Here is a 14,731-nt window from a genome sequence, read left to right as displayed (position 1 = left end):
ACTGGGGCGGTGACTTCCGCCGCCCCCACTCCCGCCTCGCCCGCCTTCCGCACCGTCGACCTGCGGGGACATGCCCTCGGCCCCGCGGAGCTGAAGGCAGCGGTCCCGCGCCTGGCGGCAGGCAACGGCTCGGGCGTGGAGGACACCGTGCGCGGGATCATCGCCGAGGTGCGGTCCCGCGGCTTCGCGGCGCTCTCCGACCTGGCCGCGAAGTTCGACGGCGTCGAGCAGCGCCACCCGCGCGTCCCCTCCGAGGCCATCTCCGCCGCCCTCGAGGGGCTCGATCCCAGCGTTCGCGCCGCCCTCGAGGAGTCGATCGCGCGCGCCCGGGCGTTCGCGGCCGCGCAGGTCCCCGCCGACGTCACCGTGCACCCGGCCGACGGCGCGTCGGTCACCCAGCGCTGGGTGCCGGTGAACCGGGTGGGCCTCTACGTCCCGGGCGGCCTCGCGGTCTACCCCTCGAGCGTGGTCATGAATGTGGTGCCGGCCCAGGCGGCCGGCGTCGGCTCGATCGCGCTCGCGTCCCCGCCCCAGAAGGAGAACGGGGGCCTGCCCCACCCGACCATCCTCGCCGCCGCGGCCCTGCTGGACATCGACGAGGTGTACGCGATCGGCGGCGCGCAGGCGATCGTCTCGTTCGCCTACGGGATCCCCGCGGGCACGGGAGGCGCGCGCGACGGCGCCGGGGCACTGCCCGCGATCGAGCCCGCCGACGTCGTGACCGGGCCGGGCAACATCTTCGTGGCCACCGCCAAGCGGCTCGTCAAGGGCGTCGTCGGCATCGACGCGGAGGCCGGCCCCACCGAGATTGCCATCCTCGCCGACGCCGGGGCTCGCCCGGAACTCGTCGCGGCGGACCTCATCAGCCAGGCCGAGCACGACCCCCGGGCCGGCAGCGTCCTCATCACGGACTCGCCGGAGCTGGCGGACCGCGTGCGGGACCAGCTCGCGGTCCTCGCCGTGAGCACCAAGCACCGCGACCGTGTCCTCAAGGCGCTCTCCGGCGAGCAGTCCGGCGTCGTGCTCGTCGACGACCTCGAGGCCGGGATCGCCGTCTGCGACGCGTACGCGGCCGAGCACCTCGAGATCATGACGGCCGACGCGGCCGCCGTCGCCGCCCGCATCCGCAACGCCGGCGCCGTGTTCGTCGGCGACTACAGCCCGGTGAGCCTGGGCGACTACTGCGCCGGATCCAACCACGTCCTGCCGACCTCCGGCACGGCGGCGTTCTCGTCGGGGCTGAACGTCACGACGTTCCTGCGTGCGATCCAGGTGGTGGACTACTCCGAGGCGGCCCTCAGGGGCGTCTCCGCGCACATCCGCAGCCTCTCCGATGCCGAGGACCTCCCGGCGCACGGCGACGCGGTCGACGCGCGGTTCGCCGGCGCCTGACGCCCGGACCGCGGCAGACGCCTTCACATCCCCAACACGTAGTGTCAGCGGCACTACATGTTGTGGTCGCGCCTTGTGGGAGCGCCCCGGCGCTCAGTAGGATGGACTGCGTGTACTGCCCGTTCTGCCGCAATCCCGATTCCCGCGTCGTCGACAGCCGCCTCCAGGACGACGGCTCGGCCATCCGCCGCCGGCGCCAGTGCCCCGAGTGCGGCCGGCGGTTCACGACCCTCGAGACCACAAGCCTGACCGTGCTCAAGCGCTCCGGCGCGGGGGAGCCGTTCAGCCGGTCCAAGGTCATCAACGGCGTCCGCAAGGCGTGCCAGGGCCGCCCCGTGACGGACGACGACCTCGCGCTCCTGGCCCAGGAGGTCGAGGAGACCATCCGCGCGGCGGGCTCCGCCGAGATCCGGGCGCACGAGATCGGCCTGGCGATCCTCGGCCCGCTCAAGAGGCTCGACCAGGTGGCGTACCTGCGCTTCGCGAGCGTCTACCAGGACTTCGAGTCGCTCGCCGACTTCGAGGCCGCCATCAGCGTGCTCCGCTCCGAGCGGGAGGGCGCGCCCGAGTCGGCCGCCGGCTGAGGCACGGCCGCGCTGCGGCGACCACGGCGAGGGGCCCCGGACGTGCTGTCCGGGGCCCCTCGCCGTCGTCCGCTGGAGAGCGGGTGGACTACTTCGCGAGCTTGTGGTGGATCGCGACCTGGAGCGCAGCCCCGACGATCCCGGCCTCGTTCTTGAGCTTGGCGGGGATGATCGGGGTGCGCAGCTTCAGCAGCGGCAGGTACTCGTCGGCACGCTTGGAGATGCCGCCGCCCACGATGAACAGCTCGGGCGAGAAGAGGAACTCCACGTGCTCGAAGTAGCGCTGGAGCCGCACGGAGTAGTCTTCCCAGCTGAGCCCGTCCCGCTCGCGCGCCACAGCCGAGGCGCGCGTCTCCGCGTCGTGGCCGTCGATCTCGAGGTGGCCGAGCTCGGCGTTGGGGACCAGGCGCCCATCGAACACGAAGGCCGACCCGATACCCGTGCCGAGGGTGATGACGAGGACGGTCCCGTCGATGCCCTTGCCTGCGCCGAAGCGCACTTCGGCGAGGCCTGCGGCGTCCGCGTCGTTGACCACCTCGACGGGCCGGCCGAGCTTGTCGGTGAAGGCCTTGTCCACCTCGAAGTCGATCCACGACTTGTCCACGTTCGCGGCGGAGCGGGCCACGCCGTGCTGGATGATGGCGGGGAACGCGACGCCCACCGGGCTGTCGGCGTCGGGCGCCTCCTCCCGACTGCCGAGCTCGTCGACGATCTGGGCGACCACGGCGGCCACGGCCGCCGGAGTGGAGGGCTGCGGGGTGTCGACGCGGATGCGGTCCCCGACGAGCTTGCCCTTGGCGAGGTCGACGATTCCCCCCTTGATCCCCGTGCCGCCGATGTCGATGCCGATCGCGGTTGCCCGGGACTTCTTCTTCTTCTCGCTCTTTGCCATGCGCGGCCTGCCTCTCGCGGGTCGTGTGGGGGAGGGGTGGTTCAGGGAACCGTGAGGACCTCGGCGCCGGAATCGGTGACGACGAGGGTGTGCTCGAACTGGGCAGTGCGCTTCCGGTCGCGGGTGACGACGGTCCAGTCGTCCTCCCACATGTCCCACTCGATCCCGCCGAGCGTCAGCATCGGCTCGATCGTGAACACCATCCCCGGCTCCATGATGGTGCCGTAGGCGGGGGCGGCGTCGTAGTGCGGGATGATGAGCCCCGAGTGGAAGGCCTCGCCCACGCCGTGGCCGGTGAAGTCCCGCACCACCCCGTAGCCGAAGCGCTTCGCATAGGCGCTGATGGCCCTGCCGATCACGTTGATCTCGCGGCCCGGGGCGACGGCCTTGATGCCCCGGCGGAGGGACTCCTGCGTCCGCTCCACGAGCAGCCTCGACTCCTGGTCCACGTCCCCGACGAGGAACGTGAAGTTCGTGTCCCCGTGGACGCCGTCCTTGAAGGCGGTGATGTCGATGTTGATGATGTCCCCGTCCGCCAGGACGGTCGAGTCGGGGATCCCGTGGCAGATGACCTCGTTGACCGACGTGCACAGGGACTTCGGGAAGCCCCGGTAGCCGAGGGTCGAGGGGTACGCGCCGTGGTCGAGGAGGAACTCGTGGCCCACGCGGTCGAGCTCGTCCGTGGTGACACCCGGACGGATGTGCGTGCCGACCTCCACGATGGCCTGGGCTGCAATCCGGCCCGCCGCCCGCACCTTCTCGATCTGCTCGGGCGCGAGCACGTCGGAGCCCGTGTACTTCTCGGGGGCCTTCTTCCACGCGTACTCCGGGCGCGGGATCGACGCCGGGACCGGGCGGACCGGGCTCAGTGCGCCGCGGACAAGCGTGCCCAGAGGTGCCGTGGAGGGGGTAGAAGGCATAGGGTGAGTGTACTAGTCGAGCGCAGCGTGGGGCTTCATGACCGAGGCCCGGGAGGGGCCTGGAGATGGTCGAGTACTGGTACAACGTCCGCACGCACGAGGTCGAGGAAGACGCCCAGAGCGACTGGACGCAGCTCATCGGGCCCTACAAGACGCGCGCGGAGGCCGAGAAGGCCCTCGAGAAGGTCAAGGAGCGCAACCGTGCCTGGGATCCCTCGGACGCCGACGGCGACGGCTGGAGCGACCGGGACTGACCTCAGAACGAGTGCTCGGGGCCCGGGAAGGACCCCGACCGCACGTCCTCGCGGTACGCGCGCGCGGCCTCCAGGAGGGTTCCGCGCAGGTCCGCGTACTGCTTGACGAACTTGGCGATGCGCGTGCCCGGGCCGCCGCGCAGGCCCGCCATGTCCTGCCACACGAGCACCTGGCCGGTCGTGGCGCTGCCGGCGCCGATCCCGATGGTCGGGACCTCGACGGCGGCGTCTACCGCCGCCGCCGCGTCCGCGGGCACCATCTCCATCAGGACGCAGAACGCGCCGGCCGCCTCGAGTGCCTTGGCGTCCTCGATGAGGCGGCCGGCGGCGTCGCCCCTGCCCTGGACCCGGTAGCCGCCCAGCGCATGCTCGCTCTGGGGCGTAAAGCCGATGTGCGCCATGACAGGGATCCCCGCCTGGACCATGGCCCGCACGGTGTCCGCGTAGTAGGCGCCGCCCTCGAGCTTCACCGCATGCGCGAGGCCCTCCTTGAGGAAGCGGACGCCCGTCGCGACCGCTTGGGCGGGGGAGGTCTCGTAGCTGCCGAACGGGACGTCGGCGACGACGAGGGCGTGCGGGGCGGAGACGGCGACCGCGCGGGCGAGCGGGATCAGCTCGTCCACCGTGACGGGGAGGGACGTCTCGTGCCCGTAGACGTTGTTCGCCGCGGAGTCGCCCACGAGCAGGACCTCGATGCCGGCCTCGTCGAAGATGCGCGCCGTGTACTGGTCGTAGGCCGTGAGCATCGCGAAGCGCTCTCCGCGCTCCTTGGCCTGCGCCAGGTGGTGGATGCGCGTGCGTCCGGTCCGGGGCGCGGGCGCCGGCCCACTCCCGTAGGGCGCCGGCAGCTCGTCGTGACGCGGTGCGTCGGGACTCATGGGGGCCATAGGCATGAGACTAGTCGATGCTTCAGTAGAGTGGAGGAAGCGTTGCAGGGCCCAACCGGTAAGGATGCGAAGATCCCATGAACCGTCAGCAGGAGTTCGTCCTCCGGACCATCGAGGAGCGCGACGTCCGCTTCGTCCGCCTCTGGTTCACCGACGTCGTCGGGTCACTGAAGTCGGTGGCGCTCGCGCCCGCCGAGGTCGAGGGTGCGTTCGAGGAGGGGCTCGGCTTCGACGGCTCCTCGATCGAGGGGCTCGCGCGGGTCTCGGAATCGGACATGCTGCTCCAGCCGGACCCCTCGACGTTCCAGATCCTCCCGTGGCGCGGCGAGACGGAGCCGACCTCGCGCATGTTCTGCGACATCCTCACCCCCGACGGCGAGCCGTCGCCGGCGGACCCGCGCAACGTGCTCAAGCGGACGCTCGCCCGTGCCGCCGAGATGGGCTTCACGTGCTACACGCACCCGGAGATCGAGTTCTACCTCCTCGAGTCGGACCAGCTCGGCCCCGACGGCGCCCCGATCCCCGTGGACCAGGGCGGCTACTTCGACCACGTGCCCGGCGGCGTGGCCCAGGACTTCCGCCGCACGGTGGTGAACATGCTCGAATCGGTGGGGATCTCGGTCGAGTTCTCGCACCATGAGAACGGCCCGGGGCAGAACGAGATCGACCTCCGGTACGCGGACGCGCTCCAGACGGCGGACAACATCATGACGTTCCGCACCGTCGTGAAGGAGGTGGCCCTGCAGCAGAACAGCTACGCGACCTTCATGCCCAAGCCGTTCTCGGCGCACCCGGGCTCGGGCATGCACACCCATTTCTCGCTCTTCGAGGGCGACAGCAACGCGTTCCACGAGCCGGGGGCCGAGTTCCAGCTCTCGAAGACGGCCCGCCACTTCATCGCAGGCATCCTGCGTCACGCGAGCGAGTTCACGGCCGTGACGAACCAGTTCGTCAACTCGTACAAGCGGCTCTGGGGCGGGGGAGAGGCCCCGAGCTACCTCAGCTGGGGGCACAACAACCGCTCGGCCCTCGTGCGGGTGCCGCTCTACAAGCCGGGCAAGGCCCAGAGCGGCCGCATCGAGTACCGCGGCATCGACTCGGCGACGAATCCCTACCTCTCCTACGCCGTGCTGCTCGGCGCAGGGCTCAAGGGGATCGAGGAGGAGTACCCGCTGCCGCCCGCCGCCGAGGACGACATCTCGGCCCTGACGACGGCCGAGCGCCGCGCGCTGGGCCACTCGCCCCTGCCGGCGAGCCTCCACGACGCCGTCAACGCGATGGAGGACTCGGAGCTGATGGCCGAGATCCTCGGCGAGCAGGTCTTCGAGTACTTCCTGCGCAACAAGAGGCAGGACTGGAACGAGTACCGCCTCGAGGTGACGCCCTACGAGCTGCACCGCAACCTCGGCATCCTCTAGGCGCACGCCGTGGCCCCGTCCCTGACGCGCCGCCTGATCGCGCTCGGGTCTGCGGACCCCGAGCGCGCCGAGCGCTTCCTCGGCGCGCGCGAGCTCGACGGGATCGAGCCGGCCACCGTCCTGGAGGGACTGGCGCTGGCCGCGGACCCGGATGCCGCGCTCCTGGCACTCGTCCGCCTGATCGAGCGCCGGCCGGAGGTGCGCCGGATCGTCCAGGAGGGCGCCGCGCGCAGCGAGCCGATGTTCCGGCTGCTCGGTGCCTCCGAGGCGCTCGGGGAGTTCCTGATCCGGCACCCCGAGCACCTCGACGTGCTGGAGCGTCCGCTGTCGGCGGAGCCCTCGGGTGCAGACCCCGCCGACCTCCGCGCGGCCCTGCTCGCCTCGGTGGGCGCGGACCCGCGCTCGCCGCGCCCCGTTGCCGCCAGCACGGGGCCCGGGGCCTATGAGGCGCTGCGGATCGCCTACCGGCGCCACCTGTGCGAGCTCGCCCTGCGGGACCTCGGCTCGGCGTCCCCGACCGACTTCATGCCGACGGCCGCGGCGGAGCTCTCCGACCTCGCCGGCGCGGCGCTCGAGGCGGGGCTGGCAGTGGCCCGGGCCGAGGCCGAGGCGAGCTTCGGGCGCGAGGACGTCGCCGCCGTCGCCCTCGCCGTGATCGGGATGGGCAAGTGCGGCGCGCGCGAGCTCAACTACATCTCCGACGTCGACGTCATCTACGTCATCGAGGCGGACGGCGCCGGGGCCCTGGACGGCGCCCGCGCGGCCACGATCGGCACCGCCCTGGCCACCGGGATGGTCAAGGCCGTCTGGTCCTCGGGCCGCGAGCCGGCGCTGTGGCAGGTCGATGCCAACCTGCGGCCCGAGGGGCGCGACGGCCCGCTCGTGCGCACCTTGGACTCCCACCTCGCGTACTACGCCCGGTGGGCGGAGAGCTGGGAGTTCCAGGCCCTGCTCAAGGCGCGGCACATCGCGGGCGACGCCGGGCTCGGCGCCCGCTACGAGGCCGCCGTGGCCCCGCTCGTGTGGTCCTCCGCGGAGCGCGACGGATTCGTCGAGTCCGTCCAGGCGATGCGCCGCCGCGTGACCGAGAACATCCCGGCGGCCGAGGCGGACCGGCAGATCAAGCTCGGCGCCGGCGGCCTGCGCGACGTCGAGTTCACGGTCCAGCTGCTCCAGCTCGTCCACGGGCGCACGGACGAGTCGCTGCGGGTGCGCGACACGACCTCCGCCATCGCGGCGCTCGCCGCGGGCGGCTACATCGGCCGCAGCGCGGCGACCGAGTTCGATTCCTCGTACCGCTACCTCCGCCTGCTCGAGCACCGACTGCAGCTGGCCAAGCTCCGCCGCACCCACCTCATGCCCGTCTCCGAGGACGGACTGCGGGCGCTCGCCCGCTCCACGCAGGGCGTGCTCGACCTCGGGCGGGCGTCGCCGGAGCAGCTCCTGGAGACCTGGCACCGCACCAAGCGCAGCGTCCGCGAGCTCCACGAGCGGATCTTCTACCGCCCGCTGCTGAACACCGTGGCGCACATGAGCGCGGACGAGGCGCGCCTGACGCCGGAGGCGGCCCAGGCACGCCTGGCCGCCCTGGGCTACCGGGACCCGCAGGGCGCCATGCGGCACATCGAGGCGCTCACGGCGGGCGTGAGCCGCCGGGCCGCGCTCCAGCGGCAGCTGCTGCCCGTCCTGCTCGGATGGATCGCCGAGGGCGTGGACCCCGACGGGGGCCTGCTCGCCTTCCGCCGCGTCAGCGAGGCCCTGGGCACCACCCACTGGTACCTCGGCCTCCTGCGCGACTCGGCCGCGGCCGCGGAGCGGCTCTCCCACGTCCTGGCCGACTCCCGGCTCATCGCGGACCTGCTCGAGGTCTCGCCGGAGTCCGTCAAGTGGCTCGGCGACGACTCCGACCTCAAGCCGCTCCCGCTCGAGGCGCAGTGGCAGGAGATCCAGTCCAAGCTCTCCCGGCACGCGGAGCCGCCCGCGGCCATGCGGCTCGTGCGGCTCATCCGGCGCCGCGAGATCCTCCGCGTGGCCCTCGCGGACCGCGCCGGGATCCTCGACACCGAGGCCGTGGGCCACGCCCTCTCCGACGCGGACCAGGCCGCGGTGCTCGGCGCGCTCCGGGTCGCCGAGGGGGCGGCGGAGACGGCCGACGGCGGGCTGCTCACCCGGGTGCTCGTCGTCGCCATGGGACGCCAGGGCGGCCGCGAGATCGGCTACGGCTCGGACGCGGACGTCATGTTCGTCCACCGTCCGGTCCCCGGCGCGGACCCCGAGGCGGCGCAGCGCCAGGCCCTGGCGATCGTCGGGAGCCTCTCCGCCCTCCTGACCCAGCCGCTCAAGCCGCCGGTCCTCGCCGAGCGCACGCTCGCCCTGGACACCGACCTCCGGCCCGAGGGCAAGAACGGCCCCCTGGTCCGCTCGCTCGACTCGTTCGCCGAGTACTACCGGCGCTGGGCGCTCGTGTGGGAGGCCCAGGCGCTCCTGCGGGCACGGCCGCTCGCGGGCGACGACGCCCTGGCCGCCGACTTCATGGAGCTCGTGGACTCCGTGCGCTATCCCGAAGAGCTCGCGCCCTCCGACGTCCGGGAGATCAGGCGCATCAAGGCCCGCGTCGAGGCCGAGCGGCTCCCCCGCGGCGCCGACCCCTCCCGGCACCTCAAGCTGGGCCGCGGCGGCCTCAGCGACGTCGAATGGCTCGTGCAGCTGCTCCAGCTCCAGCACGGCCGCCGCCACCCGCAGCTGCGCACCACGGGCACGATGGAAGCGCTCACGGCCGCCTCGGACCTCGGCCTGATCCCGCCGGGGGAGGCCGAGCTCCTCGCGGAGGCGTGGCGCCTGGCCAGCAGGGTGCGCAGCGCGAACGTCGCCTGGAGCGGACGCGCCTCGGACCTGCTGCCCACGTCGCGGCGGGACCTCGAGGCGGTCGCCCGGTGGTGCGGGTATCCTCCCGGGCAGGCCACCGCGCTCGAGCAGCACTACCTCAGCGTCACCCGCAGGGCCCGGCAGGTGTTCGAGCGGCGGTTCTACGCGCCCGAGCGCTGACGGCCCGGCCCGGGCGCCCCGGCACACGGAGAAAGGAAGAGACGAATGCACACCCTGATCGATGTCGCCGCCGCCGCAGCCGAGGAGCTCGAGCGGGCCCGCACGAGCCCGCACGGACGGAGCGCGCGCGCACTGCTCCACGACGGGACGCTGCGCCACACGCTCCTGGCCATCCTGGACGGTCAGGTCCTCGGCGACCATGCCAAGCCGGCCGCGGCCACGCTCCACGTCCTGTCTGGGACGTTCGTGGTGCGCTCCGGCGGCGCGGAGCTGCGCCTCGGACCCGGCCAGATCGCGGTCCTGCCCGGCCCGCGCCACGACGTCACCGCCGAAGGCGACGCCACCGGCGTCCTCACCACGGTCACCGGCTGACCCGGCCCCCGGGCCGCACCCCGCCCCGGGCGCCCGGCCCCCGGGCCGGCTGGGCCGACGACGGCGCCCCCCGCCTCCGCCGGCTGGCAGCGGGAGACGAGGGGCGCCGTCGGGCGCGGGAGGGCCCGCGGAAGGTGCGGGATCAGACGCCGAAGTAGAGCTCGAACTCGTAGGGGTTCGGGCGCAGCGAGAGCGGCATGATCTCCTTCTCGCGCTTGTACGCGATCCAGGTGTCGATGAGGTCCTGGGTGAAGACCCCGCCGGCCTGGAGGAACTCGTTGTCCGCCTCGAGGGCCTCAAGGGCCTCCTCGAGCGAGCCCGGGGCCTTGGGGATGTCGCGGGCCTCCTCGACGGGGAGCTCGTAGAGGTCCTTGTCGATCGGGGCCGGCGGCTCGATGCGGTTGCGGATGCCGTCGATGCCCGCCATGAGCTGCGCGGCGAACGCGAGGTACGGGTTGGACGAGGGGTCCGGCGCGCGGAACTCGATGCGCTTGGCCTTCGGGTTGGAGCCGGTGATCGGGATGCGGATGCCGGCGGAGCGGTTGCCCTGCGAGTAGACCATGTTGACCGGCGCCTCGAAGCCCTTCACGAGGCGCTTGTAGGAGTTCACCGTCGGGTTCGTGAACGCGAGGACAGCGGAGGCGTGCTTGAGCAGGCCGCCGATGTACCAGCGGGCGAGGTCCGAGAGGTTGGCGTAGCCCTTCTCGTCGTAGAAGAGCGGCTCGCTGCCGTTCCACAGCGACTGGTGGCAGTGCATGCCGGAGCCGTTGTCGCCGAAGATCGGCTTCGGCATGAACGTGACCGCCTTGCCCCACTCGAGGGCGGTGTTCTTGATGATGTACTTGAACTTCTGGAGGTCGTCGGCAGCGCGGACGAGGGTGTTGAAGCGGTAGTTGATCTCCGCCTGGCCCGCGGCCCCGACCTCGTGGTGCGAGCGCTCGACCTCGAGGCCTGCGGCGTCGAGCGCGAGGCACATGGCATCGCGCAGGTCGGCCTGGTGGTCGACCGGGGCCACGGGGAAGTAGCCGCCCTTGAACGGCGTCTTGTTCCCGAGGTTGCCGCCCTCCTCCTCGCGGCCCGAGTTCCACGGTGCCTCGATGGAGTCGACCTTGTAGAAGGAACCCTGCGGGGAGGACTCGAACTGGACGTTGTCGAAGACGAAGAACTCGGCCTCGGGCGCGAAGAACGCGGTGTCGGCGATCCCCGTCGAGGCGAGGTAGGCCTCGGCACGCTCGGCCACGCCGCGCGGGTCGCGGTGGTACGGCTCGCCGGTGCGCGGGTTGACGATGGAGAAGCTCAGGGCGAGGGTCTTCTCGACGCGGAACGGGTCAACGAACGCCGTCGTCACGTCGGGGATGAGCTGCATGTCCGACTCGGCGATGCCCTGGAAGCCGCGGATCGAGGAGCCGTCGAAGAGCTGGCCGTTGACGAAGAAGTCCTCGTCGACCGTCTTGGCCGGGATGTTGAAGTGCTGCTGGACGCCGGGCAGGTCGGTGAAGCGGATATCGACGAACTTGACGTCTTCGTCCTTGATGAATGCGAGGACTTCGTCCGCAGACTTGAACATCTGTACTCCTTTGGCAGGGTGGGGGCAGTCGGGCCGGCGCCGACCGGGCGCACACTCACTGCGCGTCCACGGTGCGCCTCGTACGCAACTGCCACCCACAGTACGAACGGGGGATTTCCCGTCCGTGTCGGCATTGTTTCGGCGAGGTTACAGGGCCTTGTCCCGTGTAAACGCTAGCCGCAGCGGCCGCGCCCTGCCAGACCCCGCGCCGTCCGGCACCGCGGCCAGCCCCGTCCCGCGGCCCGCGCGTCCCGCCCCGCGGCCTAGAATGGACGGGTGATCGACCGCAGAGACCTCGGATCCTGGATCAGCGGGCCGCAGCTCGCCGAGGGCGACTTCCCCGGACGCCGCCTCGGAATGCCCCGCACGGGGCCCGGCTCCGTGGGCCGCCCCGGCCGGCGGGTGCTCGCCCTGTGCATCGACTGGGCCGCCTCCTACGCGATCGCCGCGGCCTTCCTCGGTGGAAGCCAGCTCACGATCCTCGCCGTGTTCGCCGTGGAGCAGGTGCTCCTGGTGGGCCTGGTGGGCCACGGGCTCGGACACCGCATCGCCGGGCTTACCGTCCGCCGGCTCGGCGGGGGACCTGTGGGCATCCCGCGCGCGGCCCTGCGCACGCTCCTGCTGTGCCTCGTGATCCCGGCGGTGGTCTTCGACCCCGACCAGCGCGGCGCGCACGACAAGGCGGCAGGGACCGTCGTCGTCCGCCTCTGACCCCGGCCGGCGTCACCGCACCGGCCCGCAGCACCGCCGCAGGGCGGGACGGCGAAGGCCCCGGCATTGCTGCCGGGGCCTCTGTCGTGGTGCTGCAGTGCGGCTCAGCGGCCGCGCATGGCGCGCCGGTCAGGGCGCATGCGGGTGGGGTCGATGCCCTTGGGAATGGGCAGGCGCGTGCCGAGCGCGGCGATGCGCTTGCTCACGGCCGCCACCTCGGTCTTGGTCAGCTGCGGCTTGAGCTTGTTCATCTTCGCCGCCACGTTGCGCAGAGGGGTCTGGCCCTCGTCGCGCCCGGTCTCGATGACGTGCACCGGAACGTTCGGCAGGATGCGGGTCAGTCGCTTGCGCTCACTGTCGACGAGCGGGCGGACGCGGGCGCTAGGACCCTCGGAGACGAGGACGATGCCCGGGCGCCCGATGGCCCGGAATACCACGTCCTGGGTGCGGGGGTTCACCGCGACGGGCTGCTCCTCGACGATCCAGCCGCGCCGCAGGGAGTTCAGCGCCGCGCCGGCGGCTCCGGGCTGCCCCTCGATCTGGGCGTAGGCCGCGCGCTCTGCCCGGCGGCTGAGGATGAACACGGCTCCGAGGACACCGAGCAGGATGCCGATGATGAGACCGGTGATCCAGTTGTCGAGCAGGAAGCCGACGAGCAGGCCCACGGCCGTCACCCCGAGGAACACGAGCAGCATCAGCCACACGGCATTCGGGTCGGCCCTCCGCGTCATCTGGAAGACCTGGAGGAACTGCTGGAAGCCGTTGGGCTTCTTCGCCTTCTTCGGAGCTCCTCCCTGGGGAGACTTGTCCGCGGGCGTGCTGGAGGTGTCGGTGCGCTTCGCCATAGTCCCTCAATTCTAAGTCACCGCGCGCCGAGATCACCGCGGCCGTTCGGCCCTGCGGATGCGGGGGACGCAGAGGGGCGCCCACTGCCGTGAGTGGACGCCCCCTGGGTGCTGAGCGGGTCAGCCCTGCCGGGCAGCGAGGAGGGTCGCCGCCTCCTGCCGGGTGGTGCCGGAGGACTCGATGTGGGCCAGGGCGGGTGGGATCTCGCGGCCCTTCTTGCGCATGGCGGTGGCCCAGAGACGGCCGGCGCGGTAGGAGGAGCGGACGAGGGGTCCGCTCATGACGCCGAGGAAGCCGATCTCCTCGGCCTCCTGGGACAGCTCGACGAACTCCTCGGGCTTGACCCAGCGCTCCACGGGGTGGTGGCGCTCGGAGGGGCGCAGGTACTGGGTGATGGTGATCAGGTCGCAGCCGGCCTGGTGCAGGTCGGCCAGGGCCTGGGAGATCTCCTGGCGGGTCTCGCCCATGCCCAGGATCAGGTTGGACTTGGTCACCATGCCGTGGTCGCGGCCCTGGGTGAGCACGTCCAGGGAGCGCTCGTAGCGGAACGCGGGCCGGATGGCCTTGAACAGGCGCGGGACGGTCTCGACGTTGTGCGCGAAGACCTCCGGGGCGGCCTCGCAGATCGCGCTGATGTGCTCGGGCTTGCCGGAGAAGTCGGGGATGAGGATCTCCACGCCGGTGCCGGGGTTGAGCTCGTGGATCTTGCGGATGGTCTCGGCGTAGAGCCAGGTGCCCTCGTCCTCGAGGTCGTCGCGGGCCACGCCGGTCACGGTGGCGTAGCGCAGGCCCATGGACTGGACCGAGCGGGCGACCTTGGTCGGCTCGAAGCGGTCCAGCGGGGAGGGCCTGCCGGTGTCGATCTGGCAGAAGTCGCAGCGGCGTGTGCATTCGGAGCCGCCGATGAGGAAGGTGGCCTCCTTGTCCTCCCAGCACTCGAAGATGTTCGGGCAGCCGGCCTCCTCGCAGACGGTGTGGAGGCCCTCCTTCTTCACCTGGTTCTTCAGCTGGACGAACTCCGGGCCCATCTGGACCTTGGCCTTGATCCAGTCCGGCTTGCGCTCGACCGGCACGGCCGCGTTGCGCTGCTCGATCCGCAGCATCCGCCGGCCCTCGGGGGCGATCGTCATGCCAGGGCTCCTTCTGTGGTTGCGGTGTCGACGGCGACGAACTCGCCGGCACGGCGGGAGAGCTCCTCGGTGACCCGGTCGATGATGTCCAGCGGGCCGACCTCGCGGCCGCATTCGGCCGAGATCGTGGTCGTGCCCGCGTCCGTGATGCCGCACGCGATGATCTGGGCGTACGGGTCGAGGCTGTTGCTGCAGTTGATCGCGAAGCCGTGGCCGGTGACGCCCTCGTGCACGCTGATGCCGATGGCCGCGATCTTGCGGTCGCCGCCGCGCTCGTCCGCGCGGACCCACACGCCCGAGCGCCCGTCGACGTGCTCGGCCTTGATGCCGTACTCGGAGATGACGGTGATCATGACGTCCTCGAGCAGTTCCACGTAGGCGCGGATGCCGCGCGGCTCCGCGAGCCGGACGATCGGATAGCCCACGAGCTGGCCGGGGCCGTGCCATGTGAGCTTGCCGCCGCGGTCGACCGGCACGACGGGGGTGCCGTCGAGGGGCCGCTCGTGGTCCTCGGTGCGCTTGCCGGCCGTGTAGACCGGGGAGTGCTCGAGGAGGAGGACAGTGCTGGGGGCGGTACCCGCCGCCACGTCCTCGTGGAGCTTGCGCTGGGCGGCCAGGCCGTCGGTGTAGCCGACGTAGTCCGGCGCGAACCCCAGCCGGGTGAACGCAAGAGTCATGGGGTCCAGCTTAGCCCGCGCAGCCGCCCCGGCGCC

Annotated in this window: 14 protein-coding genes; 7 read left to right on the top strand and 7 right to left on the bottom strand. The window is 71.9% G+C overall.

Features of this window, described 5'->3' with window-relative positions; genetic code table 11:
- Positions 1 to 9 precede the first annotated feature (9 nt).
- Both hisD and nrdR read left to right on the top strand, forming a co-directional pair.
- Positions 10 to 1,392 carry a histidinol dehydrogenase gene (gene hisD, locus J2W20_RS09695; protein WP_307006333.1) on the top strand — a complete coding sequence of 461 codons (1,383 nt, stop codon included), beginning with the start codon at positions 10 to 12 and terminating at the stop codon, positions 1,390 to 1,392.
- 110 nt (positions 1,393 to 1,502) lie between these two features.
- Complete coding sequence (gene nrdR, locus J2W20_RS09690; RefSeq protein WP_307006332.1) at positions 1,503 to 1,976, top strand: transcriptional regulator NrdR; 474 nt, start codon at positions 1,503 to 1,505, stop codon at positions 1,974 to 1,976.
- Between the two features lie 88 nt (positions 1,977 to 2,064).
- Here nrdR and ppgK read toward each other — a convergent pair whose 3' ends face one another.
- Entirely contained in the window at positions 2,065 to 2,868 is an 804-nt protein-coding gene (ppgK, locus tag J2W20_RS09685; protein ID WP_307006331.1) for a polyphosphate--glucose phosphotransferase, read from the bottom strand.
- Positions 2,869 to 2,909: 41 nt separating this feature from the next.
- Complete coding sequence (gene map / locus J2W20_RS09680) at positions 2,910 to 3,788, bottom strand: type I methionyl aminopeptidase (RefSeq protein WP_307006330.1); 879 nt, start codon at positions 3,786 to 3,788, stop codon at positions 2,910 to 2,912.
- Between the two features lie 65 nt (positions 3,789 to 3,853).
- Between map and J2W20_RS09675 the strand changes: the two genes are divergently transcribed.
- Positions 3,854 to 4,042 carry an SPOR domain-containing protein gene (locus tag J2W20_RS09675; RefSeq protein ID WP_066497450.1) on the top strand — a complete coding sequence of 63 codons (189 nt, stop codon included), beginning with the start codon at positions 3,854 to 3,856 and terminating at the stop codon, positions 4,040 to 4,042.
- A gap of 2 nt (positions 4,043 to 4,044) precedes the next feature.
- On the opposite strand, the gene panB is transcribed toward J2W20_RS09675, so the two are convergent.
- Entirely contained in the window at positions 4,045 to 4,929 is an 885-nt protein-coding gene (gene panB, locus J2W20_RS09670; RefSeq protein ID WP_307006329.1) for a 3-methyl-2-oxobutanoate hydroxymethyltransferase, read from the bottom strand.
- A gap of 77 nt (positions 4,930 to 5,006) precedes the next feature.
- On the opposite strand from panB, the gene glnA (J2W20_RS09665) reads away from it, so the two are divergent.
- The 3 genes from glnA (J2W20_RS09665) to J2W20_RS09655 are packed head-to-tail and all read left to right on the top strand — an operon-like array spanning position 5,007 to position 9,764.
- Positions 5,007 to 6,347: a type I glutamate--ammonia ligase gene (gene glnA / locus J2W20_RS09665; RefSeq protein ID WP_307006328.1), complete on the top strand. Its 1,341-nt coding sequence runs from the start codon at positions 5,007 to 5,009 to the stop codon at positions 6,345 to 6,347.
- A 9-nt stretch (positions 6,348 to 6,356) separates the two neighbouring features.
- Positions 6,357 to 9,392: a bifunctional [glutamine synthetase] adenylyltransferase/[glutamine synthetase]-adenylyl-L-tyrosine phosphorylase gene (locus tag J2W20_RS09660; protein WP_307006327.1), complete on the top strand. Its 3,036-nt coding sequence runs from the start codon at positions 6,357 to 6,359 to the stop codon at positions 9,390 to 9,392.
- Between the two features lie 45 nt (positions 9,393 to 9,437).
- The gene (locus tag J2W20_RS09655; protein WP_307006326.1) at positions 9,438 to 9,764 is read left to right on the top strand and encodes a cupin; all 327 of its coding nucleotides are present in this window, start codon (positions 9,438 to 9,440) and stop codon (positions 9,762 to 9,764) included.
- A 142-nt stretch (positions 9,765 to 9,906) separates the two neighbouring features.
- Here the strand turns inward: J2W20_RS09655 and glnA (J2W20_RS09650) are convergent, their stop codons facing one another.
- Entirely contained in the window at positions 9,907 to 11,331 is a 1,425-nt protein-coding gene (gene glnA / locus J2W20_RS09650; RefSeq protein WP_307006324.1) for a type I glutamate--ammonia ligase, read from the bottom strand.
- A 276-nt stretch (positions 11,332 to 11,607) separates the two neighbouring features.
- On the opposite strand from glnA (J2W20_RS09650), the gene J2W20_RS09645 reads away from it, so the two are divergent.
- Positions 11,608 to 12,042, top strand: a complete 435-nt coding sequence (locus tag J2W20_RS09645) for an RDD family protein (protein ID WP_307006323.1) — start codon at positions 11,608 to 11,610, stop codon at positions 12,040 to 12,042.
- 104 nt (positions 12,043 to 12,146) lie between these two features.
- Here J2W20_RS09645 and J2W20_RS09640 read toward each other — a convergent pair whose 3' ends face one another.
- From J2W20_RS09640 to lipB, 3 genes are all read right to left on the bottom strand, one after another.
- Positions 12,147 to 12,887: a DUF4191 domain-containing protein gene (locus J2W20_RS09640; RefSeq protein WP_307006322.1), complete on the bottom strand. Its 741-nt coding sequence runs from the start codon at positions 12,885 to 12,887 to the stop codon at positions 12,147 to 12,149.
- 120 nt (positions 12,888 to 13,007) lie between these two features.
- On the bottom strand, positions 13,008 to 14,018 hold the full coding sequence (gene lipA / locus J2W20_RS09635; RefSeq protein ID WP_307006321.1) for a lipoyl synthase: 1,011 nt from the start codon (positions 14,016 to 14,018) through the stop codon (positions 13,008 to 13,010).
- Complete coding sequence (gene lipB / locus J2W20_RS09630) at positions 14,015 to 14,704, bottom strand: lipoyl(octanoyl) transferase LipB (RefSeq protein WP_307006382.1); 690 nt, start codon at positions 14,702 to 14,704, stop codon at positions 14,015 to 14,017. The genes lipA and lipB overlap by 4 nt, the downstream gene beginning before the upstream one ends.
- Between the last annotated feature and the right edge of the window lie 27 nt (positions 14,705 to 14,731).

Source organism: Sinomonas atrocyanea (assembly GCF_030812675.1).
Lineage (GTDB): Bacteria > Actinomycetota > Actinomycetes > Actinomycetales > Micrococcaceae > Sinomonas > Sinomonas atrocyanea_B.
The sequence above is the reverse complement of the archived record's forward strand: the minus strand, read 5'-3'. Positions and strand labels throughout refer to the sequence as shown.